The 20,608-nt window shown below is 71.0% G+C and carries 23 protein-coding genes; 8 read left to right on the top strand and 15 right to left on the bottom strand.

The window, feature by feature from the left end:
- Window positions 1-99: 99 nt before the first annotated feature.
- The 5 genes from ABZV40_RS13400 to ABZV40_RS13380 all read right to left on the bottom strand — a co-directional run bounded on the left by ABZV40_RS13400 (window position 100) and on the right by ABZV40_RS13380 (window position 5,332).
- Window positions 100-603 carry a hypothetical protein gene (locus ABZV40_RS13400; protein WP_355439626.1) on the bottom strand — a complete coding sequence of 168 codons (504 nt, stop codon included), beginning with the start codon at window positions 601-603 and terminating at the stop codon, window positions 100-102.
- Window positions 604-634: 31 nt separating this feature from the next.
- Window positions 635-1,864, bottom strand: coding sequence for an MFS transporter (locus tag ABZV40_RS13395; protein WP_355439623.1), 1,230 nt, complete (start codon window positions 1,862-1,864; stop codon window positions 635-637).
- Window positions 1,865-1,922: 58 nt separating this feature from the next.
- Entirely contained in the window at window positions 1,923-2,402 is a 480-nt protein-coding gene (locus tag ABZV40_RS13390) for a hypothetical protein (protein WP_355439621.1), read from the bottom strand.
- A gap of 58 nt (window positions 2,403-2,460) precedes the next feature.
- A complete protein-coding gene (locus ABZV40_RS13385; protein WP_355439618.1) occupies window positions 2,461-4,158 on the bottom strand; it encodes a heme peroxidase family protein in 1,698 nt (565 codons plus the stop codon).
- Between the two features lie 121 nt (window positions 4,159-4,279).
- A complete protein-coding gene (locus tag ABZV40_RS13380) occupies window positions 4,280-5,332 on the bottom strand; it encodes a glycosyltransferase (RefSeq protein WP_355439615.1) in 1,053 nt (350 codons plus the stop codon).
- A gap of 112 nt (window positions 5,333-5,444) precedes the next feature.
- Between ABZV40_RS13380 and ABZV40_RS13375 the strand changes: the two genes are divergently transcribed.
- Window positions 5,445-5,777 (top strand): STAS domain-containing protein, encoded by a 333-nt coding sequence (locus ABZV40_RS13375; RefSeq protein ID WP_355439612.1) that lies wholly within the window; start codon window positions 5,445-5,447, stop codon window positions 5,775-5,777.
- On the opposite strand, the gene ABZV40_RS13370 is transcribed toward ABZV40_RS13375, so the two are convergent.
- The gene (locus tag ABZV40_RS13370; protein WP_355439609.1) at window positions 5,767-6,723 is read right to left on the bottom strand and encodes an NADP-dependent oxidoreductase; all 957 of its coding nucleotides are present in this window, start codon (window positions 6,721-6,723) and stop codon (window positions 5,767-5,769) included. The two genes, ABZV40_RS13375 and ABZV40_RS13370, sit on opposite strands and share 11 nt — an antisense overlap.
- Before the next feature lie 84 nt (window positions 6,724-6,807).
- On the opposite strand from ABZV40_RS13370, the gene ABZV40_RS13365 reads away from it, so the two are divergent.
- A complete protein-coding gene (locus ABZV40_RS13365) occupies window positions 6,808-7,374 on the top strand; it encodes a helix-turn-helix domain-containing protein (RefSeq protein WP_355439606.1) in 567 nt (188 codons plus the stop codon).
- 4 nt (window positions 7,375-7,378) lie between these two features.
- Here ABZV40_RS13365 and ABZV40_RS13360 read toward each other — a convergent pair whose 3' ends face one another.
- Window positions 7,379-7,933: a chorismate mutase gene (locus ABZV40_RS13360; RefSeq protein WP_355439603.1), complete on the bottom strand. Its 555-nt coding sequence runs from the start codon at window positions 7,931-7,933 to the stop codon at window positions 7,379-7,381.
- A gap of 9 nt (window positions 7,934-7,942) precedes the next feature.
- On the opposite strand from ABZV40_RS13360, the gene ABZV40_RS13355 reads away from it, so the two are divergent.
- Window positions 7,943-8,302, top strand: coding sequence for an RNA-binding S4 domain-containing protein (locus ABZV40_RS13355; protein WP_355439600.1), 360 nt, complete (start codon window positions 7,943-7,945; stop codon window positions 8,300-8,302).
- Window positions 8,303-8,338: 36 nt separating this feature from the next.
- On the opposite strand, the gene ABZV40_RS13350 is transcribed toward ABZV40_RS13355, so the two are convergent.
- Window positions 8,339-9,238, bottom strand: a complete 900-nt coding sequence (locus ABZV40_RS13350) for an NAD-dependent protein deacetylase (RefSeq protein WP_355439597.1) — start codon at window positions 9,236-9,238, stop codon at window positions 8,339-8,341.
- A gap of 1 nt (window position 9,239) precedes the next feature.
- Complete coding sequence (locus tag ABZV40_RS13345; protein ID WP_355439595.1) at window positions 9,240-10,937, bottom strand: cellulase family glycosylhydrolase; 1,698 nt, start codon at window positions 10,935-10,937, stop codon at window positions 9,240-9,242.
- A 92-nt stretch (window positions 10,938-11,029) separates the two neighbouring features.
- Between ABZV40_RS13345 and ABZV40_RS13340 the strand changes: the two genes are divergently transcribed.
- The gene (locus ABZV40_RS13340) at window positions 11,030-11,434 is read left to right on the top strand and encodes a hypothetical protein (protein WP_355439592.1); all 405 of its coding nucleotides are present in this window, start codon (window positions 11,030-11,032) and stop codon (window positions 11,432-11,434) included.
- Here ABZV40_RS13340 and ABZV40_RS13335 read toward each other — a convergent pair.
- From ABZV40_RS13335 to ABZV40_RS13325, 3 genes are all read right to left on the bottom strand, one after another.
- On the bottom strand, window positions 11,427-13,478 hold the full coding sequence (locus tag ABZV40_RS13335) for a hypothetical protein (protein WP_355439590.1): 2,052 nt from the start codon (window positions 13,476-13,478) through the stop codon (window positions 11,427-11,429). The genes ABZV40_RS13340 and ABZV40_RS13335 overlap by 8 nt on opposite strands.
- Window positions 13,479-13,519: 41 nt before the next feature.
- Complete coding sequence (gene bla / locus ABZV40_RS13330; RefSeq protein WP_355439587.1) at window positions 13,520-14,401, bottom strand: class A beta-lactamase; 882 nt, start codon at window positions 14,399-14,401, stop codon at window positions 13,520-13,522.
- 64 nt (window positions 14,402-14,465) lie between these two features.
- Complete coding sequence (locus tag ABZV40_RS13325) at window positions 14,466-15,104, bottom strand: TetR family transcriptional regulator (protein ID WP_355439584.1); 639 nt, start codon at window positions 15,102-15,104, stop codon at window positions 14,466-14,468.
- Between the two features lie 76 nt (window positions 15,105-15,180).
- Between ABZV40_RS13325 and ABZV40_RS13320 the strand changes: the two genes are divergently transcribed.
- Entirely contained in the window at window positions 15,181-15,738 is a 558-nt protein-coding gene (locus ABZV40_RS13320; protein ID WP_355439581.1) for an ester cyclase, read from the top strand.
- 113 nt (window positions 15,739-15,851) lie between these two features.
- Here the strand turns inward: ABZV40_RS13320 and ABZV40_RS13315 are convergent, their stop codons facing one another.
- A complete protein-coding gene (locus ABZV40_RS13315; RefSeq protein WP_355439578.1) occupies window positions 15,852-16,226 on the bottom strand; it encodes a hypothetical protein in 375 nt (124 codons plus the stop codon).
- A 98-nt stretch (window positions 16,227-16,324) separates the two neighbouring features.
- Here ABZV40_RS13315 and ABZV40_RS13310 point away from each other — a divergent pair, with 98 nt between their 5' ends.
- Both ABZV40_RS13310 and ABZV40_RS13305 read left to right on the top strand, forming a co-directional pair.
- A complete protein-coding gene (locus ABZV40_RS13310; RefSeq protein ID WP_355439575.1) occupies window positions 16,325-17,149 on the top strand; it encodes a class II glutamine amidotransferase in 825 nt (274 codons plus the stop codon).
- A 91-nt stretch (window positions 17,150-17,240) separates the two neighbouring features.
- Window positions 17,241-17,831, top strand: a complete 591-nt coding sequence (locus ABZV40_RS13305; RefSeq protein WP_355439572.1) for a DUF4360 domain-containing protein — start codon at window positions 17,241-17,243, stop codon at window positions 17,829-17,831.
- On the opposite strand, the gene ABZV40_RS13300 is transcribed toward ABZV40_RS13305, so the two are convergent.
- Both ABZV40_RS13300 and ABZV40_RS13295 read right to left on the bottom strand, forming a co-directional pair.
- Window positions 17,818-18,972, bottom strand: a complete 1,155-nt coding sequence (locus ABZV40_RS13300) for an MFS transporter (RefSeq protein WP_355439569.1) — start codon at window positions 18,970-18,972, stop codon at window positions 17,818-17,820. The genes ABZV40_RS13305 and ABZV40_RS13300 overlap by 14 nt on opposite strands.
- Entirely contained in the window at window positions 18,939-20,045 is a 1,107-nt protein-coding gene (locus tag ABZV40_RS13295) for a CaiB/BaiF CoA-transferase family protein (RefSeq protein WP_355439566.1), read from the bottom strand. The genes ABZV40_RS13300 and ABZV40_RS13295 overlap by 34 nt, the downstream gene beginning before the upstream one ends.
- A gap of 131 nt (window positions 20,046-20,176) precedes the next feature.
- Here ABZV40_RS13295 and ABZV40_RS13290 point away from each other — a divergent pair, with 131 nt between their 5' ends.
- Entirely contained in the window at window positions 20,177-20,593 is a 417-nt protein-coding gene (locus ABZV40_RS13290; RefSeq protein WP_355439563.1) for an organic hydroperoxide resistance protein, read from the top strand.
- Window positions 20,594-20,608 lie beyond the last annotated feature (15 nt).

Below are 20,608 nucleotides of genomic sequence, written 5' to 3'. Positions count from 1 at the left end.
GCGCCGTTAGCCCCCCCCCCCCCCTCGTAGTTCGCTGGCACCAACCACCCCCCTGGGGTGTTTTCCGCCCCCCACCATCGACAACAAAGCCGCAGTGCATCACTCACAGCGCGCGCTCTTCGCGGGCCCCTCCACGGAAATCCGCACGGCGCCGGACCTCAGCTCGCCGAGCACGCACGCCTGCGGCAGCGTGATCACGAACGCCACCCCGGTCACGGACTCGTCGGGGCGGAACACCCGCGCGTCCAGCCCCGCAAGCGCTTTCCGGGTGGCGTCGAGCGAGAAGTCGCCGGACGCGCACACATGCTCCACCGCGGGCCGGATCCCGGCGACGACCTGCCACCCCGCGCGGTTTCCCTCGGGCGACAGCGGTTCGCGTGCCACCGGGGGGATCAGCGGAGCGGGCATCGCCTGCACGGTGGTGGCCGGGTTCGGGGTGCAGGACCTCGGCGCGAGGCTCGTCGGCGCGGTCGGCCGCACGAGCTCGGCGTGCAGTGACACGGTGGGCCTGCCAGTGACCGAGGGCTGGGTGGCCGGCTCGGTTCCACCGCAGCCCGTGCACCACAGCAACGCCACGGCCAGTGCCCCCACCACTCTCCCCATGCCAGCACTCTGGCACAGGAGCACCCGGAAGTCAGCGGACCGGCTGGACCGAGGGAACGTTCTCCAGCGACCGCACCGACCGCGACCCCACCAGGAACAGCGTCGCGGCCACCTGGATCACCACGCAGCCGAGCAGGGTGGCGGTGATGCCGGCGGCGTCCGACACCGGGCCGACGACGAGCTGGGCCAGCGGGACGGCCGCCATCGAGCCGAGCATGTCGTAGGAGTAGACCCTGGCCAGCCGGTCCGCCGGGACGTGGTGCTGCAGCGAGGTTTCCCACGCCACGCCGAACTGTTCCATGCACACGCCGCAGACGAACGAGGCTGCCATGAGCAACCACGGCGCCGGGTGCAGTGCCAGCGCGAGCGGCAGGCCCGGGAACGCCACCATGCAGATCACACCGAGCAGCAGCAGGCGCCGCACGCGCAGCCGCATCGCGAGGAAGGCGCCGGCGACCATGCCCGCGGTCTGCGCGGCCAGCACGAGGCCCCACGTCTCGCGGCCGATCACGGTGTCGGCGATGACCGGGCCGAGCACCATCGTGCCGCCCGCGTAGGCCGCGTTGACGAACACGAAGGCCACCACCACGAGCCACACCCACGTCCGCGACGAGAACTCCGTCCACCCGGCGCGCATCTCGGACAGCACGCCCGGCCGGTGCTCGGCGGCGACCCGCGCGGCCGGCACGCGCACGCGGGAGAAGGCGAGGCCGGCCAGCGCGAACGACAGCGCGTCCACCGCGAGGCCCCAGCCCGGCCCGGCGAACGCGATCAGCAGGCCGCCCAGGGAGGCGCCCGCGATCATCGAGGAGTTCTGCCCGAGGCGCTGCAGGGCGTTGGCGCGCTGCCGCAGCTCGGACGGCACCGTCTGCGGTGCCAGGGCGGCCGAGGCGGGGAACGAGAAAGCGCTCGACATGCCGTTCACCGCCGCCAGCACGACGAACGCCGGGACGGACACCGACCCGGTCAGCACCAGTGCGGCGAGCAGGCCCTGGCTCAGCGCGGACACCGTGCACGACCCCACGAGCACGTACTGCCGGGGCAGCCGGTCGGCGACGACCCCGCCCCACAGCAGGAAGACCAGGTTGGTGATCGAGCGCGTCGCCACCACGATGCCGAGGGTGGTGACCGACGACGTTACGTCCCGTACGGCGAACGCGAGCGCGATCTGCGCCATCGCGTTGCCCGCCACCGTCGTGACACGGGCCGTGAGCAGCCAACGGAAAGCTGGATGCGCCAAAGGCGCGAACGATTCCCCCATGAATCGGAACGTACAGCAGCGGGAGCCGCCCGATCAGGACGATCGAGCGGCTCCCGCGTCATCGCACGCGAGGGTGCGATGAGGCGATGACCACCGCGGCGGCGACGGTCACCAGGTTCTTCAGGATGTACTGGGCTTCGAAGGACGCCTGCAGCGGACCGGCCCACATCTCGCCGGGGAACAACACCAGCGGTGTCGACACCAGCAGCACGTGACCGATCAGCAGCACGTGACCGATCAGCAGCACCGCGACCAGTCGCGGAGCGCGGAAGCTCAGCAGAACCAGTGCGATCCCGATCTCGGTGATCGCGGCGCTCAACCTCGCCAGATCCCCGTGGACGATCCCGGACGTCAGCGCGGAAACCGTGCGTTCGACGAGATCCTGGGCAGGGCTGCCACCGGGAAAGAGCTTCAGCGCGCCGAACCAGAGGTACACGACCCCCAGTCCGATGCGAAGCAGCGGAATTCCCGCCTCACTCGCGAAACGGGTGACGCGGTCTTCCGCGTTTTCGCGGCGCGTGATTTCTGGACGCGACATCGATCTCCCTCTCCTGTCCGGCTGCCACCACCCAGCCGGACAGGAGGGGCGAGGGAGATCAGGCGCCCGCGGGCGGGGCCGGCTTCTCGCCGAGCGGGTTCAGCAGGTCCGCCTTGCCCTCGAACGCGAACAGCAGCAGGTCGACCATCCGGAACGTGCTCGCGTCCGGGCCGAGCGTGGGCCGCCAGTGCGGCGAGCGCACGATCGAGATCCGGCTGCCCTCGACGGCCCGGTGGAACACCTCGGCGGTGAGCCGTCCGCCCACGGGACCCAGCCGGCCGTTGCCCAGCTCCGCCTCGCGCAGGACGTAGAACCACAACGGCGTCGCCTCGACGAGCTGCGCCTTCTGCTCGTCGGTGAGCCCGTCCAGGTTCGCGCCACCGTTGCCGGTGAGGATCTGCTCGGCGGTGAGCGGCTCGGCTCCGAACAGCTCCGCCATCTGCTGACCGGTGGCGAGCTCCATCATGCTGGCCCTGGTCAGGTTGCGGAACGCGAGGTTGCGCTGGATCTCGGGGAACTGCGTGCCGCGGCCGCCGAACGTGCCGGCCGGCAGCTCCCGCAACGGGTTCACCAGCAGCGTGTCGATCCGCTTGGTGAGGTTGCCGCCACCGGAGTCCGCCGGTGGCACCAGGTCGTCCCGGTCCGCCTCGGTGAAGTCGTAGAGGCGGCGGAAGTCCGCGATCCAGTTGCTGGGCAACGTGAACGTGGTGCCCCGGTTCACGTCGTCCAGGTCGCCGGGCAGAGTGGAGCCCGGGTCGAAGTTGCCGCTGGTGCCGGTGAACGTGAACAGCAGGAACAGCGTCCCCTCCGGACCGGGCCCGGTCCGGTTGAACACGCGGTTCCACTGGTAGGCGTCGCGGACCATGCTGTGCCCGAGCCGGTAGGACGCGACCGAGAACTCGACCGGCATGGTCGGCGTGTTGCCGTGGCCGTAGTGCCTGCCGGGCACCTCGAAGAACCTGCGGCCGTTGGTGAAGACGTCGTCGACGATCTCCGGGTCGACGATCCGCGGCAGGAAGTCGGTCCTGAGCATCCACTGGTAGTGCCGCACCACGAGCTCCTTGGCGGCGCGGAACAGCCGCTCACCCGTGAGGCCGGTGAGCGCGAGCTCGTCGACCACGCGGTTGTGGAAGCGGATGAACGCCAGGTGCGTCTGCGCGATGACGAGGTTCTCGTCGTTGCGCGGGTCCGGGATGAGCGGTGCGCGCCGGTCGGCCGCCGTGCCCGCGGTGCCGCCGCGCCGCGGCAGGTCGAAGCCCTCGAACGGCACGTTGGTGCCCTCGTCGGGGAACGGCACCGGTGTCGTGGTGCCGACCTTGAGCTTCACCCCGTCCTCGGCGTAGAAGACCTGGTCGTCCTTGTCCCGCGGGCCGCGGCCGTAGACCGAGTCCAGGTCGAGCGCGGGCGAGCGGCCCTGCAGCAGCTCGTCCACGGTGACGTCCTGGCCGAGCTGCGACTCGGTGCGGTCCATCGTCAGGTCGTGGTCGACGAACTGGCCGAGGTAGGTGAAGCCCGCCGGGACCCCCGGATCCCGCGAGTCGGGCTGCGGAACCTCCTTCGGCGGCGTCATCGCGTTCGCGAGCGCCTCCCGCAGCGCCTCGTCCGTGCGCGGGCCTTTCGGTCCCAGTCGTGAGAACCGGAACCGGCGCAGCTCCTCCGCTGTCGAGGGGCGGCGGGTGACGGCCTCACCTCTGTCGTCGAATTCCAGCACACCTTCACCCACGACGAAGAAACTGTCGCGCGAGTGCCTCTTCATGCAATCCCCCTGTATCCCCTCTGTCAGGCGACCTGTTCTCCCCAACAAGCACCTGCCCCACGGCCAAGTCTCCAGACGGGCGAAAATACCGTCGAAGCTTTTGGCGACATCCAAAACATCGTCACAGGGCGGATACGAGACGGTCCGGAATCCCGGTGAACACCGGCAGTTCCGCCATCTCTTCCGCCAATGTCCCAGCGGCGTCGTGGTATGCCGTCGTGTCGAGCACGTGCTGAATCCGTTCGGCCAGCGCGGCGGCGGTCAGTCCTTTCACCTCGACCGGCACTCCCACTTCGAGATCTTGAATTCGCGCCGCGTTGCGGGGCTGGTCGGCGAAAAGCGGTACGGCCACCATCGGCACGGCCGCGGTCAACGCCTCCCGCACGCTGCTGTAGCCCGCGTGCGTCACGAACACCTTCGCGGCGGTGAGCAACCGCTGTTGCGGCACCTCGGGTTCGAGCCGGACGTTCGGCGGCCGCGGCCCGGTCCAGCCACCGCGGCCGATCGCGACGACCGACCGCGCCGCGACCTTCCCGAGCGCCTCCACCACGAGGTGCGGCAGCCGGGACCCGCTCATCAGCAGTCCGGCGTTGGTGCCGAACGTCGCGACGATCTCCGGAGCGCCGTCCCGGTGGCCCCGCTCGATCGGCACGCGGAAGTGGTGCTGCGCGGGCTGCCACGACCGCGGGGTCAGCCCGGCGGTGAAGGCCGGGTCGGTGGCGGCGACGCCGAACCTGGCGCGGACGGCGTCCATGCGCTCGTCGAGGTGCTCGATCTCCAACGGCGCGAACGGGGCGATGTCGATCAGCCCGTGCGGGACGCCGAGCACCTCCGCGGCGATCCGGCCGCCGTACTCGCAGGTCTCGCGCAGGATCACGTCCGGGCGCCAGGTGCGGGCGAAGTCCAGCACGTTCGCGGCCGCCCTGACCACCAGCTCCTCCGCCCACAGCGGCACCTTCAGCACGCCGTCGCGTTCCGGCACCCACGGCGGCGGCGGGCCGAAGTCCTGCGGTGACGGGATGTCCGGCATCACGGCCACGTGGCCGAGGTGCGCCATGGCCGGTCCGGTCGCGATGACCGCCTCGTGGCCCTGCTCCCGGAACGCCCTGGCCAGCGGCACCATCACGGGCATCAGGTGGGAGTGGATGGGCAACGAGGTCAGCAGCACGCGCACGGGGTCCCCTTTCGCCGTGCTTCGAGGGAACTCCCGGCGCGCGTGCCCGGACAACCCGAAAACCGGTCAGCGGACCGCGTTTTGATCAGGAGCGGGTGGGTACCTCTGCGGGATGCTCGTTGTCACGGCCACCGGATCGGCTGCGGCGTCCGCCGTTCTCACCGTCACCGGGGAGCTCGACGCCACCGGCGCGGAACGCCTGCTCACCCGGCTCGACCGCCTCCTCGACCGAGGTCACCGGCATCTGGTGCTGGATCTCTCCGGTGTCTCGTTCTGCGACTCCAGCGGGATGAGCGCCCTGGTGCGCGGCCACGCCCGCGCCTCGGCCGCCGCCGGTGGACTGCGGTTGTCGGCCGCGTCACCTCAGGTCACGCGGGTGCTCGAACTGGCGGGGCTCGCCAGGATGCTCGGCCTGCCGTCCACAGTGGACGACGTCACACCGTGACGACGAGCTTGCCCGTGGTGTGCTCGCGGACGAAGTCCACGCACGCCTGCGGGCCCTCGTCGAGGGTGTAGCGACGGCCGATCGTCGCCGGCAGCACGCCCCGCACGGCTGCTTCGGCGACTTCGCGCATGCCACCGAGAGCTCCGCCGAGGTCGATCACGAACTTCGTGTCGATGTCGTCCCGGTCCCGTTCGGGCAGCGGGTAGGTGATCGTGAGCAACCGGCCGCCCGGTCGCACGGCGTGGGCGATCCTGGTCAGCTGATCGCCCGGCAGCGCCAGGTTGAACGCCGCGTCCACGCCGACGGGGTAGGCGTCGGTGTAGCCGATGGTGTGCGCGGCGCCGAGGTCGTGCAGCAACAACGCGTCGGCGGCGGTGGCCGTGGCGATCACGGTGACACCCGCGGCCCTGAGCAACGGGACGACCGCGGTGCCGACGCCTCCGGTCGCGCCCACGACGAGCGCGGTCTCACCGCGTTGCGGCCGTGCCGTCGCGATGAGGGCCCGCGCGGTGAGGCCCGAGGTCGCCAGCGCGGCCGCGTCCGCCACGTCCAGGCCCGGTGGCCGGTGGGTCAGCAACGGCGTGTCCGCCTCGAACACCGCGTACTCGGCCAGCGACCCGGTGCTCAGCGACGGCCTGACCGGGTCGGCCAGCGGCCTGAGCACACGGGGCACGGCCTGACCGAAGATCTCGTCGCCTTCCCGGAACGCGGTCACGCCGGGACCGATCTCGGTGACCGTGCCGGCGAAGTCGTTGCCGGGCACGTGCGGGAACGCCAGGTCCGCCCTCTCCCGGTAGACGCCGCCCGGCAGGACGACGTCGGCCGGGTTGATCGACGCCGCGGCGATGCGGACCTGGATCTGCCCGGGTCCCGGCCGCGGCACCGGCATGTCCGCCACGACGTAGTTCTCCGGCGGGCCGTAACTGGTCGCGATGACTGCTTTCACCCGTAAACCCCCACTAAGATGACCGTCTGGTCACCTTAGAGTGCTCGAAACGGACCGTGCGGTCAACTTGTTAGGCTGATCAGCGTGTCTCCGCGTGCCGATGCCGCCAGGAACCGCTCGTCGCTGCTCTCCGCGGCGGTCGAGGTGTTCGCCGAGCAGGGGGTGGACGCGCCGGTCGCGGAGATCGCGCACCGGGCGGGGCTGGGGAAGGGCACGGTGTTCCGCCACTTCCCGACCAAGGACGACCTGATCGCCGCCATCGTGCTGGACCGCGTCACCCGGCTGACCGAGCTGGCGTCGGAACTGGCCGGCGCCGCCGACGCCGGTGCCGCGCTGCTGGAGTTCATGCGGTACGCGGCACGCCAGCGGCAGCAGCTCGACCTCTCGTTCCTGTCGGCGGACCTCGGCGTGGAGGTGGGGGAAGCGCAGCTGCGGATGTCGCTCGCCATCACCGCGCTGGTCGACAGGGCCCGCGCGCAGGGCGCGCTGCGGCCCGACGTCACCGGCACCGACGTGATGCTGCTGATGTGTGTGCCCAACGACGTGGTCAAGCACGTGCCCGACGCGCGGCCCGACCTGTGGGAGCGCTATCTCGCGATCCTGTTCGACGGGCTGAGGCCGGAAGGCGCGCGCCCGCTGCCGCCGTTCTGACCGTCTACTTCGAACAGACCGGGCCCATCGCCTCGCCGAGCGCCTCCTCGTGCAACCGGTCGAGGCCGCGCAGCACGACCGCCGACCGTTCCGCGATCACCGCGTCGATCCGGCACCTCAGCGTGGGGTGGCGCAGCTGCTCGGTGTCCTTGAGCTCGGCGAGGATGCTCGTGGTGAGGCGGTCGAGCACCGGCCGCACCTCGGTGCCGAGGTCCGGGCGGTGCTGCGGGACCTCCTCCGGGTGCTCGGTCCAGCGCGCGTAGAGGCCGCGCTGCACGAGCTTGTTCGCCTCGATCTGGGCGCGGAAGAACGTCACCGCGTTCTCGGGGTCGAGTGCCAGTTCCGCGGCCTTGGCGCGCACGGTGTCGAGCACCTGCTTCTCGCGCACCGGGTCGTCGATGGGCTGCGGTGTGCCGAACTTGGCCGCTGCCACCAGGTCCGCCACCTGGACGCGCTGCACGGCGAGGTCGGTGAGCTCACCGAGCGGGCCGAGGGGCGTGAGCGACGCGGCGAGGGTCAGAGCGACCGCCAGAAGCTTCATGATCTCCAAGAGTGCCATGATGGCGGAGTGGAGTCCACGCGCATCGACCGTTGGCTGTGGGCGGTCCGGCTGACCAAGACCCGCCCGGACGCCGCCCAGGCGTGCCGCGGCGGCCACGTGCGGATCAACGACAAGCCCGCGAAGCCGTCCACCACCGTCGTGCCCGGCGACCAGGTCCGCGCCCGCGTCGGTGACAAGACGCGGATCGTCGAGGTGGTCCGGGTCATCCAGAAGCGGGTGGGCGCGGCGGACGCGGCCACGTGCTTCATCGACCGCACTCCCCCGCCACCGCCGGACATCCCGATCGCGCGGCGGGACCGGGGTGCCGGGCGGCCCACGAAGCGGGAGCGGCGGGTGCTGGACCAGTTCCGTTCCCAGCAGTTCTGAGCACCCGCGATCCTGCCGGGGTGCTCGATGAAGGGCTCATTCATCCACCTGAGGTGGAGGAAGGCGCCCTTCATCGACGGCGTCGGCCAGCTCGGTGAGGGATTGACCCAAAGGCAGGTCTACGCGCAGCGAGGCGAACGGGTCGCCGCGGGTCTCGCCGCGGTTGATGATCACGACCGGCAGCCCGGCAGCGGCGGCGCGGCGCACGAACCGCAGGCCGGACATGACCGTCAGCGAGGAGCCGAGGACGAGCAGCGCGCGGGCGTTGTCGACGAGCGCGTAGCACTGCTCGACGCGCGGGCGCGGCACGTTCTCGCCGAAGAACACGACGTCCGGTTTGAGGACGCCGCCGCACTCGGTGCAGCCGACGACCTCGAAGCCGCGCACGGCCTCCTCCGCCAGGTTGACGTCGCCGTCCGGGTTGATCTCGTCGGTCGTGGCGGCGAAGTCCGGGTTCGCCTCGCGCAGGCGCCGGTCCAGCCCGAGGCGCGGCGAGAGGGTCCGGCAGGAAAGGCAGATCACCCGGTCCAGGCCGCCGTGCAGTTCCACGACGTCCCGGCTGCCCGCGGCCTGGTGCAGGCCGTCGACGTTCTGGGTGATGACGCCGGCCAGCACCGGCGCCAGCCTGGCGACCGCGTGATGGCCGGCGTTCGGCCGCGCGCGGGCGATGGTGCGCCAGCCGACGTGGCTGCGGGCCCAGTAGCGCTGCCGGCCCGCCGCGCTCGTCGTGAACTCCTCGTAGGTCATCGGGGTGTGCTTGCGCAGCGACCCGCCCTCGCCGCGGTAGTCCGGGATGCCGGACTCCGTGGACAGGCCCGCGCCGCTGAGCACCAGCACCCCGCCGTCCGCGACGATCGGGACGACGTCGGTGAGGGTGGTGGTGCGCGGCAGCGACGGACCCGAAGGAGACCAGGTCAGGGTGGGCCTTGTACGCACCTCACCAGCTTACGGACCACTGCCGCAGTTCTGCCTCCGCCGCCGCCGTGTTCGCGCCCGACGGGGCCGTGACCAGCGCGAACTGCCGTCCCGCACCGGCCCGCAGCACCAGCTTGTCACCGTCCACCGCCGTCGCGGCCGAGCTCACGACCAGCGGCGAGCGCAGCGACTGCGGCAGGTGCACCTCGGTCGGCGCGGACCCGCCGTTGGAGTCCCAGACGAGCACCGCGAACGGCGCCGACCCGACCAGCGTGCGCACCGCGGTCAGCGGGATCTGCTGCCACGACTGGTGAACCCGGTCCTCGTAGGTGAACGCGAGCGTGGTGCCCGCGACGGCCTGCGGGTAGACGCGGTCGACGACACCGCGGTCGACGGTCAGCACGGGGTTGCCGGACGCGTCGAGCCCGACCGCCGAGAAGTGCTCGTCGTTCATGGCGTCACCGTCGGTCTTGACCTTGTCCGGGTTGTCGTTCATCAGCTCGTGGTGGCGGCCGTAGTTGATGTCCCAGTGCCACTGGCTGCCCGAGATCACGGTGCCGCGCGGCGCCGACCACCAGCGCGCGCCCGGCGCGGTGGAGTCGAGGCCCTGGTAGATCGCCTTGAGCACCGAGGGCGTCTTGTCGGACGTGAAGCCCGCGACGGGGTGCCCGAACTCGGACACGATCGCCGTGGTGCCGAGGGCTCGGGCGCGGTCGCGGATCGTGCCGAACGCCTGGGTGTACTGGCCGTCGCCCGCCTTGCCCGGCATCAGCACGCCCGACTGCGCCTTGCCGTCGTAGAAGTGCGCGTTGAACACGAACCGCTCGCCCAGCGACGGCACCAGCGCGAGACCGCCGGGCTCCGCGAACGAGTCCACGTTCTGGTTCCAGAACACCAGCGGTTCGACGAACGCGGGCTTCGCCGTCCAGCCGGCCTCGTCCATCTTGGTGCGGAAGCGCTGGTAGAACGGCATCAGGAGATCGCGCTCCCACTGCTGCGAGGTCTGGCCGTTGTCGTACTTGCCCGCGTACGGCTCGTTCAACGGGTCGACCCCGACGACGAGCTTGAACTCGTTGGCGGGCAGGGCTTCCCGGACGTGCTCGAGCGCCGCGCCGGCCGCGTTGAGGAACGAGTCCTGCACGCCGTCGCGGTTGTGCCAGAAGTCGTAGGTGGCGGCAGTGACGGCGTTGTTGCTCTTCATGTTCTGGCCCCAGTGGACGCAGATGCCGCACGACTCCTTGGGATACCCGCTGGCCGCCCACGCCGGCGCGCCGTCGCCGGTGTACCAGCTGCCGGGGTTGAACAGGTACCGCGAGTACAGGTCCTGGTGGAAGTCGAGGTAGACGCGGATCCCCTGGTCGGTGAACGCCCGCAGCTGTTGCGTGACGCCGTCCAGGTAGGTGTGGTCGATCTGGCCGCGCCGCGGTTCGACCCAGGCCCACGTCAGCAGGAACCGCACCGCGTTCGCGCCGGTCAGCTGCTTCATCGCGATCGCGGACTTGCGCGCGTCCGCGACGTTCGCGAACGGCAGGCCGCGGTTCTCGGCGAGCTTCGCGGTGCCGGAGACGTTGAAGCCGCGCAGCACGACCTCCCGGCCGTACTCGTCGCGGAAGACCCCGCCGGACACCCGCAGTTCGGTGCCGTCGAACGACTCCGCGTGCACGGGTGTGATCACCAGTGCCAGCAGGAAGAGGACCGTGAACAGGACTGCCCGCCGCATCGCCGCCGCCTTTGGGAACGTGAACGAGATTCGCGTTGCACGGTAGCCGGTGAATTCATGCTCGGCTAGGGTCTGATTGACAAGGGGGACGCATGATCGGGTTGACGCACAACGCATTCGACGCGTTCGACGTCGAAGTGTTCGAACACACCGTCGCGGACGAGGTCACCGCGATGACCGAGGCGTGGGACTGGTTCGAGAACCTCGTGGGGCTCAAGGGCCGCAAGATGTTCGCCCGCGTCGACGAGACGGCGGGCACCTACACCGTGTGCACGCCGCGCTTGCCCGGCGACTCCTACGACCTGACCGTCGGCGTGCTGCCCGGTGGCCGTTACCGGCGCACGGTGCTGGAAGGCGAGCCGCCGGAGCTGTACGAACGGATCGGACCGGCCATGGAGGAGCTCAAGGCGCTGGGGCCCTGGGACTCCTCCCGGCCGCTCGTCGAGTTCTACCGCCGGCACACCGTGATCGAGCTCTGGGTGCCGATCATCACCTGACGCCCGCGGTCAGCGCGTCCACCTGCAGCCGCGTCGCCCCCTCCGCCCGCACCACGACCCGCACGGACGTCGTGCCGTTGCCCAGCCGGACGTCCGCCCCCTGGTGCCGCAGGTAGTCGAGCCCCGCCGCACCGACCGCGACCGGCTCGGTCAGCGTCGTGGCCAGCTCACGGCCGGCCGAGTCGAGCTCGGTGACCACGAGCCGGACGGTGCCGTTGCCGCGCAGGACCGCGTTGGGCGTGAGAACTCCGGGCCGCACCGGGAAGTTCGCGCTCACCTCCAAAGTGGACGGTTGTGGCGCCGAGGCCTCGCGGAGCGTGCCGCAGTCGGGCACGAGGCTCCAGCGCGAGCACAGCACCCCGAACGCGGGCTTGGCGCGTTCCTTCGCGAGGTAGCCCATGGCGATGCTGTTCGGGTGCGGTGGCGTGCGCGGGTCGTCGTAGAGCTCCCAGGCCAGGGTGAGCGGCACCCGGAGGTCGGCGGTCGTCTGGAGCGTCTGCCGGGTGTAGTCGGCCTGTGCGCGTTCCGCCTGCTGGTCCGTGGCGCTCTTGCCGATCTCCCCGACGACCACCGTGCCGGCCGGGAACCTCTGCCGCAGCCCGCGCACCGCGCCGTCGAGCAGGTCGAGGGTGCTGTAGCCGTGGACGTCGACGAAGTCCATCTGCTTTCCCACCAACGCCTCCGCGAGGTCGGGGCCGTCGGTCGCCGCGTGCATGACGGACACGCCGCGCTTGCCCCTCGGCGCGGCCGTGCGGTCGTAAACCATCGCCACGTAAGCACTCTGCAGGTTCGGCTGGTTGCCGCGCACGCCGGACGTCTCGTTCTGCAGGTCGTAGTAGAGCACCGCGCCGGTGGGTTCGAGGGCGTTGATGTAGGTGTTCATCCAGTTGGCGCTGGTGACGGCGAACTCGGCCCACTTCGTGCGGTCGCTCTGCCAGTTCGGGTTGGTGAGCCAGCTGTTGGCGAACGCGATCACGAGCCGGACGCCGCGTCGCTTCGCGATACCCGCGAGGTCGGCGAGGTTGCGGGCCTGCGCCGGCGCGTCGGTGCTCTTCTCCGGCCACAGCAGGATCCTCGCGACGGTGCCGCCGGTGGACGCGATCACGTCGAAGTCCCGCGCGACCTGGTCGCGGACCTGCGGCCACACCGCGTCGCCGAGGTACTCCTGGTAGCGGCTGTCGTGCTCCGGCAGGTAGTTGAAGCCCGACCAGCCGCGGCCGTCGCGCAGGATCGTGACGCCGGCGTGCGTGACGACCTGGCCGCCTTCGTAGACCCGGACGACCTTGCGGTCCGCGCCCCGCGTGCCGATCGCGGCCGACCCGCCGCTGAGCACGGTCTCGGTGCCGTCGTCGTTGACCAGCCGTGCCTCACCACCCGTCCAGCGCACCGTGACGGGGTCGCCCGCGTTGACGACGGACTGGTCGAAGGACGCGGTCGCGCCGGAGTCGGCGGTGACGACGAGGGCGTCGAGCAGGTGTTCCTGCGCGGTGCCCGACCAGAGCGTGAACACCGTGGTGCCGCGGCTGATCCAGGTGATCCGGCCCGTGCCGGACGGGCCCTGCGCGTACAGCTTCTGCGGGCTTTCGTCGTGCGACACCCACACCTGCGCGTTGCTGAGCGAAGTGGTCCACGTCAGGTCGACGGTGCCGGTGGCGCCGGGTGCCAGCGCGAGGTGCGTGCGGCTGGCGCTGAGCTTTCCCGGCAGCTTCCCGGTGCTGCTCGCGGTGCCGAGCAGGGTCGCGAAGCTCGGCCCGCCGCGCAGTTCGAACGTCGTGGTGGTGCCCGCGTAGAGGTACGGCCAGGTGGCGCTGCCGTCGTACGTCTGCTGCCAGAGCTTGGCGGCCTTGCCGGTCTCGCGGATCCAGATCTGCACGACCTGGTTGCCGTCGGTGTGCCAGCTGACGTTCACCGACGCCGAGTTCTGGCCGGGCGGCAGCGTCACCTCGGCCGCGGACACGCTGATGCTGTTGCTCGCGTGCGCCGGCGCCACAAGGGTGGCCACCAGCGCGACGGTGAGCAGGAATGATCTCCCCCAGAGGCTCATGCGCCCCATCTGACCAGACGGGGCGCCCGAGCGCTCGGCATTCAGCCCAACGAGCCCGTCACCAGTTCGGCGGTCTTGGCCAGCAGCGGTTCGTCCGCGGGGGCGTTCGGGTCCGCGGCCTTGGTGGACAGCACCGCGATCACGATCGGCGACCGTCCGGGCGGGAACGCGATGCCGGCGTCGTTGGTGGTGCCGTACTTGCCGGTGCCGGTCTTGTCACCGAGCCGCCACGCCGCCGGCAACCCCGCGCGGATGCGGTTGGCGCCGGTCGTGTTGGCCAGCAACCACTTCGTGAGCTGGTCGGCGTCGGCGCGGTTGAGCGCGTGGCCCAGCGTGAGGCGCGCGTAGCTCTGGCCGATGGCGCGCGGCGACGTGGTGTCGGTGGTGCGGCCCGGTTCCGCCGAGTTCAGGTCCGGCTCCCAGCGGTCGAGGCGCGTGACCGGGTCACCGATCGAGCGGCAGAAGCGGCTGATGGCGGTGGGACCGCCGAGCTCCTTGAGCAGCAGGTTGGCCGCGCAGTTGTCGCTGTGGGTGATGGCCGCCTCGCACAGGGCCGAGACGGTCATGCCGTTCGCGAGGTTCTCCGGCTTGCCGGTGATCGGGCCGTAGCCGGACTTCGTCACGTCGTCCTGCGTGTAGTGAATCACCTTGCGCAGCAACGAACCGTCGTGGTCGCGACGCAGGATCGCCGCGGCCGCGAGAGTCTTGAACGTCGAGCACATCGGGAACAGCTCATCCGCGCGGTGCAACACCGTGCGGCCGGTGCCCGTGTCGGTGGCGAACACGCCGAGACGCGCGCCGTGCTGCTGTTCGAGCTCGCGCAGCTTGCCGGTGATCGTCGAAGCCTGGGCCTGGGCGGGCACGGCGACGGCCAGCGCGGCACCCGCGCCCAGTGCCAGAACCGAGCGGCGGTCAACAACCAACGTCCTGTCCCCCTTCTTGCGAAACCTGTCCACCAGTCAGGACGCGCGGGAGATCAACCGGTTGTCATCCGAGTCGGTGCAGCACGGCCGTGATCGCGAGGTCCACTGTGTACTCGTACTCGGCCTCGCGGTCGAACCGGGCGAGGTGCGCCGCGGCGTCGACCAGCGCGGGCAGCCCGCTCGCGGTGAGCGTGTCCTCGCGGTCGTTGCTCCCGAACGCCGGAGCCGCCGACACCTCGCGCAGGAGCGTGCCGATCAGCGTGGCGAGCAGCATCCGCAGCATGTGCACGGCCTCCTCGGTGCCCGCGCCCGCGTCGCGCAGCACCGCCAGCACGGCGTTGACGGGGGCGAGCGCCTGCGGGGACGCGAGCTGGCGGGTCAGCACGAGCGGAGCGGCCTGCGGGTGTTTCAGCGCCTGGTCGCGGAAGCTGTCGGCGATGGCGCGCAGGTCGCGGCGGGCGTCGCCGGTGGGTGCGGGCAGGACCAGGCCGCCCAGCAGGTGCTCGGTGACGGCGTCGAGCAGGCCGTCCTTGCCGTCGACGTGGTTGTAGAGGCTCTTCGCGTCGACCCCGAGCGCCCGCGCGACCGAGCGCATGCCCACCGCCGCGGTGCCTTCCGCGTCGATGACCTGCAGCGTCGCCGCGACGATCGACTCGCGGGACAGCAGCGGCGTGCGGGGGCGGCCTCGGCGGGTTCCGGTCACCCGGCCATTGTGCCTTGCGGATGTCCACGGTGTGGGTTTAGCGTTTAACCCACACCGTGGGTATTGGAGGAATTTGATGTCCGACCGGTTCACCTTGCCCGCGCGGGAGGTCCTGGAGGCCAGGGAGAAGCTCGTGCTCGACCACTTCCGCGACGAGGTGGCCCACGACTGGGACGCCACGCTGTCGACGTTCCCCCACCCGCACTACGAGATCATCGCCCAAATGGTCGTCCACGACGGCGACAGCGCGGTGCGGCAGTACTACACCGACACGCGCGTCGCGTTCCCCGACCAGCACCACGAGCTGATCTCGTTCCGGCACAGCGCCGACGCGGTGATCGTGGAGTTCTGGCTGCTCGGCACGCACCTCGGGCCGTTGGGCAGGATCCCGGCCACCGGTGGCACGCATCGCACGCGGATGACGGCGTACTTCATCTTCGACGAGCACGAGAACCTGGTCACCGAGCGGATCTACTTCGACCAGCTGTCCGTGCTGAAGCAGCTGGTCGCTGGGATCGACCGGCGCAGGCCGAGCGGGCTGCGCAAGCTGCTGCAGGTGCTGCGCGGGGTGCTCGCGATGTCGGGCGGTCAGCCCGATCCGCGGCTGACCAGCACCACTCCCCCGGACCTCTGAGCAGGCTGCCGGAGGACACGTCCGCAGGAGCGCTTGCGTCGTGGATGAAGGGCGCCTTCATCGACCTCAGGTGGAGGAAGGAACCCTTCATCCACGACGAAGATCGCGCTTGGTCAGCGACGGGAGCCGGGGGCGTTCCAGCCGGGCGTGATCCGCACGGTGCCCTCCTCGGGCTCCACCCGGTGCCGGGCGACGTGCCTGCCGCCCTTCGGCTTGTCCGGCTTCTTCGCCATCAGCATCAGCACCACGGCGACGATCAGCCCGAGCGTCGCGAGCCCGGCGGCCACGGCACGCGCGGCCGGGTGCTGCAGGACCAGCGTGCTGATCGTCAGTGCGAGCACGAGCGCGGCGATCGGGCCGATGACGGCCATGTCGTGACGTTCCCGCGGCTGCTCGACCGGCTGGACGACCTGGACCGGCGCGCGCGTTTCGATCGTCTCGAAGTGCTGCGGAGAGGCCGGAGGCCGCACGCCGGGGGGAACCGTCACACCCAGCATGCTGCCTGAGGAAGGCGCGCCGCCGCAAACCTCGCGTTCGCCGTCCGGTCCGTGTTCCCATGTAGCCGCTGGGCAAAGGGAGGTCCGTCATGTGCCGGTGGCTCGCGTATTCCGGTTCGCCGGTGCTGTTGGAGGAACTGCTCTACGCGCCGGAGAACTCGCTGGTCATGCAGTCGAAGCACGCCCGGCTGGGCGCGACGGCCGTGAACGGGGACGGGTTCGGCATCGGCTGGTACGGCAGCACGAGCACGCCGGGGCTGTTCCTGAGCACCGAGCCCGCGTGGAACGACCGCAACCTCCGCGAGCTGTCCGCGCAGATCACCGTCGACCGCGTGTTCGCGCACGTGCGGGCGTCCACCGGCGGCGCGGTGCAGCGGTCGAACTGCCACCCGTTCCGCTGGAAGAACTGGTTGTGGATGCACAACGGGCTCGTGGCGAAGTTCCCGCTGGTGCGCCGCGAGCTGGCGCTGGCGATCGACCCGCTGCTGTTCCCGCTGATCGAGGGCTCGACGGACTCAGAGATCATGTTCTACCTCGCGGTCAGCTTCGGCCTGGACCAGGACCCGCCCGCCGCCGTCGCGCGCATGGTCGAGTTCGTCGAGGACGTCGGCAGGCGCGCGGGCGTCGAGTACCCGGTCCAGATGACCGTCGCGGTCACCGACGGCTCCACCACCTGGGCGTTCCGCTACTCGAGCCGCGGCAAGTCGCGAACGCTGTTCCACAGCACCGACGTGACGACGCTGCGCCGCCAGTACCCCGACAACCCGGCGCTGCACGACCTGGCCGACGACTCGCGGCTGATCGTGTCCGAACCGCTGGGCGACCTGGTGGGCGCCTGGCAGGAGGTGCCCGAGTCGACGTGCGTCGTCGTGCGGCCCGGTGTCGAGGAGGAGCTGCTGCCGTTCAAGCCCTGAATCGTCAGGCAATCGTCAGATAACCGGGGAACTTCCTCACTAGCGTCTGGTTCGGCCCGCCGCCCCGGACTCCTCGGAGAGGTTCCTCGTCATGCTGAACACGGCAGCGGCAGCACTGGTAGCTCTGACCGCCCTCGCGCCCATCGACGCGGCGGAAGAAGAACCCACGGCCACCCTCGAGGTCGTGACCGTCAACGGCTCGGGTTGCCCGGCCGGCGACGCCGACGTCGCCACCACCGACAGAACATTCACCATCAGCTATCACACGTTCCTGGCACGGGCAGGTGACGGTTCCTCACCCGTCGACATGCGCAAGAACTGCCAGGTCAACATCCGGGTGTCCGTGCCGGATGGCTACACCTACGGCCTGGCGCGCACCACCTACGAGGGCTACGCGCATCTGCAGGACGGCGCTACCGGCCTCAGCCGGATCAGCACCTACCTCCAGGGCACGTCGCCCACCGCCGCGGTGACCCAGACGTTCACCGGGCCGTTCAGCGACGACTGGCAGACGAGCTACCGCCCGAGCTCGACGGAGATCCAATGGTCGCCGTGCGGTTCGCCGCGCAACATCAACGTCAACGGCGAAGTGCGCGTGATGCTCGGGTCGGCGGATCCGGACCGGCTGAACTTCGCGATCGTGGAGTCGAGCCGCGGGGTGGTGCGGGTCAGGCGCTGCTGAGCACCGGCCTGGCGGTGATCAGCTGGTTGAGCACCGCCGCGCACACCGCCAGGCCGCCGAACCCGTACGCGAGCCACGCCGGTGCTCCCCCGCTCGCCAGCACCGTGCCGCCCAGCCCCGCCCCGAGCGACGAGCCGAGGTAGATCGCGGACGCGTTGAGCGACACGGCGACCGGGCCCTCCAGCGGTCGTGCCGCCATCACCCGGTGCTGCTGCGTGGCCGGGCAGCTCCACGCGCTGGCGCCCCACAGGAAGACCAGCAGGGCGGGTGGGCCGACGGGCAGCAGCGCCAGGCTCGCGCCCATCACGGTGAGCAGGACGCCCATCAGGGCGCGGGTGTCGCGCCAGCGGTCGATCACCGCGCCCACCAGCAGGTTGCCCACGAGCCCGCCCAGACCCCAGATCACCAGGTAGACGGTCACGTTGTCGCGGTTGAGGATCGGGGCGATGTAGGTGTAGGTGCCGAGGCTCGTGAGCGTGGAGAAGACGGTCACCAGCACGATCGACAGGACGTGCCGGTCGGCCAGGACTCCCAGGCGCGCCTTGAGCGACGGCGGTGCGGCGGGCGGGATGGCGGGCAACGACACCGCCACCCCGCACATCGCCACCACCCCTAGTGCGGTGACGAGCCAGAACGTGCCGCGCCAGCCGACGTGCGACGCGAGCAGCAGGCCCAGCGGCACGCCCGCGACGGTGCCGGAGCTCAGACCGATGGTGATCAGCGCGAGGGCGCGGCCGCGGCGTTCCGGTGCGACGAGGGCGGCCGCGGTGGCCGCCGACATCGGGGAGTACAGGCCCGCGCCGAAGCCCGCGATCACCCGTGACAGCAGCAGGAACGCGAGTGAGGTGGCCACGGCGCTCAGGGCGTTGCCAACGGTGAAGACGGCCAGGGCGGACAGCAGGACCACGCGCATCGGCTTGCCGGTCACCAATGTTGCGGCGATCGGCGAGAGAAGTGCGTAGGACAGGGTGAAGACGGTGACGAGCTGGCCCACCGCGGGGACCGGCTGGTGCAGGGAGGCGCTGATCTGGGGCAGTACTCCGGCCACGACGTACGCGTCCAGGCCCAGCGCCACCATGCCGGGCAGGAGGGTGAGGACCTGGCGCATCAGACGCCCCGAACCGCCTCGCTGTCCGTCCACCCGTCCACTCCCCAGTCCCGCAGGGCGGACGCGGTGTGCTGGCCCGCGTACGGCGCCACCGACGGCACCCCGGTCCCCGAGCGGGAGAACCGCGGCGCGGGCCGGGGCTGGTGCTGACCGCCGACGTCGACGAACGAGCCGCGTGCCTGCAGGTGCGGGTGCCCGGCGACCTCGGAGGGCGCCAGCACCGGTGCCACGCAGGCATCCGAGTCGGCGAAGATCTTCTCCCACTCCGTGCTGTCGCGGGACAGGAACGCCTCGCCGATCTTCACCGTCAGCAGCGGCCAGCCGGACTCGTCGTACTGGTCGGGCAACGCGACCTCGCCCAGGCCGAGCTTGTCCAGCAGCTCGCGGTAGAAGTGCGGCTCCACCGCGCCGACCGACAGGAAGCGGCCGTCGGCGCACTCGTAGGTCGTGTAGAACGGCGCGTCGACCACCGTGACGCGGCCGGGGGTGTGGCGCCACTGGTCGATCAGCACGGACAGCAGCGCGGTGCCCTCGACCATCGCCGCGTCGATCACCTGGCCCTGCCCGGAACGCGCGCGTTCCAGCAGCGCCGCCTGGATGCCGATCACCAGCTGCAGCGCGCCTCCCGCGAAGCTCGACAGGTAGTACGGCGGCGGCGTGGCCGGGGCCTGGCCCGGCACCGACAGCGCGCCCGTGACACCGAGGAACGTGATGTCGTGGCCCGCGCGCCGGGCCAGCGGACCGTCCTGGCCCCAGCCCGTGACGCGACCGTAGACCAGCCGCGGGTTGCGCTGCAGGCACACCTCCGGGCCGATGCCGAGCTTCTCCGCGCTGCCGGGTCGTCCGCCCTCGACCACGACGTCGGCGGCCGCGACGAGGTCCAGCACGACCGCGGGGCCGTCCGGGTGCTTCAGGTCCACGGCGACGGACCGGCGGCCGCGGCCCAGCGGGTCGGGTGACGGCTCGGCGGGAGCGGCGGGCACCTGGGCCGCCCGGTCGATGCGCAGCACGTCCGCACCGAGGTCCGCGAGCACGGTCGCGGCGAACGCCCCGGCGACCGACCCGCCGATCTCCAGCACCCGCACGCCTTCCAACGGACCAGGCACAACCCCTCCAACCACTCGACGACGACGCTGCCCAGACTTCCCGCGCGGGCGCGCGAAGTCGCTACGAGGTCCCGTAGTGACCGCGGCGGGAGAACCCACCTAGCTTCGGCGCCAAAACGAGAGGAGCAGAAGTGTCTGTGGTCTACACGGCGGAGGTCACGTCGAGCGGGGACGGCCGGCAGGGCGCGGCGACGTCCGCCGACGGGGTGCTCGACCTGAAACTGACCAGTCCCAAGGAGGTCGGCGGCAGCGGCGAGGGCACGAACCCCGAGCAGCTCTTCGCGGCCGGGTGGGGCGCGTGCTTCCACTCGGCGCTGCGACTGGTGGCGCGCAACGCGAAGGCCGGCCTCACCGACAGCACCGTCACGGTCTCGGTGGACCTGGTGAAGGGCGAGGACGGCTACCACCTCGGCGCGCACATCGTCGCCACGCTGCCCGGTCTCACCCAGGAGCAGGCGGACGACCTGGTCGGGCAGGCGCACCAGCGCTGCCCGTACTCCAAGGCCACGCGCGGCAACATCGACGTCGAGGTCACCGCCAAGGTCTGAAAACGATGAACGGCG

The organism is Lentzea sp. NPDC004782, from assembly GCF_040609115.1.
Classification (GTDB): domain Bacteria; phylum Actinomycetota; class Actinomycetes; order Mycobacteriales; family Pseudonocardiaceae; genus Lentzea.
Note: the sequence above shows the minus strand (reverse complement) of the source record. Positions and strands in the feature narration are given on the sequence as shown.

What these genes read in the sequence shown, in the direction of transcription:
- ABZV40_RS13335 (WP_355439590.1), bottom strand. Translation starts at nt 13,478, where the DNA reads ATGAGCCTCTGGGGGAGATCATTCCTGCTCACCGTCGCGCTGGTGGCC.
- ABZV40_RS13375 (WP_355439612.1), top strand. Translation starts at nt 5,445, where the DNA reads ATGCTCGTTGTCACGGCCACCGGATCGGCTGCGGCGTCCGCCGTTCTC.
- ABZV40_RS13320 (WP_355439581.1), top strand. Translation starts at nt 15,181, where the DNA reads ATGTCCGACCGGTTCACCTTGCCCGCGCGGGAGGTCCTGGAGGCCAGG.
- ABZV40_RS13340 (WP_355439592.1), top strand. Translation starts at nt 11,030, where the DNA reads ATGATCGGGTTGACGCACAACGCATTCGACGCGTTCGACGTCGAAGTG.
- ABZV40_RS13390 (WP_355439621.1), bottom strand. Translation starts at nt 2,402, where the DNA reads ATGTCGCGTCCAGAAATCACGCGCCGCGAAAACGCGGAAGACCGCGTC.
- ABZV40_RS13385 (WP_355439618.1), bottom strand. Translation starts at nt 4,158, where the DNA reads ATGAAGAGGCACTCGCGCGACAGTTTCTTCGTCGTGGGTGAAGGTGTG.
- ABZV40_RS13310 (WP_355439575.1), top strand. Translation starts at nt 16,325, where the DNA reads ATGTGCCGGTGGCTCGCGTATTCCGGTTCGCCGGTGCTGTTGGAGGAA.
- ABZV40_RS13345 (WP_355439595.1), bottom strand. Translation starts at nt 10,937, where the DNA reads ATGCGGCGGGCAGTCCTGTTCACGGTCCTCTTCCTGCTGGCACTGGTG.
- ABZV40_RS13395 (WP_355439623.1), bottom strand. Translation starts at nt 1,864, where the DNA reads ATGGGGGAATCGTTCGCGCCTTTGGCGCATCCAGCTTTCCGTTGGCTG.
- ABZV40_RS13305 (WP_355439572.1), top strand. Translation starts at nt 17,241, where the DNA reads ATGCTGAACACGGCAGCGGCAGCACTGGTAGCTCTGACCGCCCTCGCG.
- ABZV40_RS13360 (WP_355439603.1), bottom strand. Translation starts at nt 7,933, where the DNA reads ATGGCACTCTTGGAGATCATGAAGCTTCTGGCGGTCGCTCTGACCCTC.
- ABZV40_RS13400 (WP_355439626.1), bottom strand. Translation starts at nt 603, where the DNA reads ATGGGGAGAGTGGTGGGGGCACTGGCCGTGGCGTTGCTGTGGTGCACG.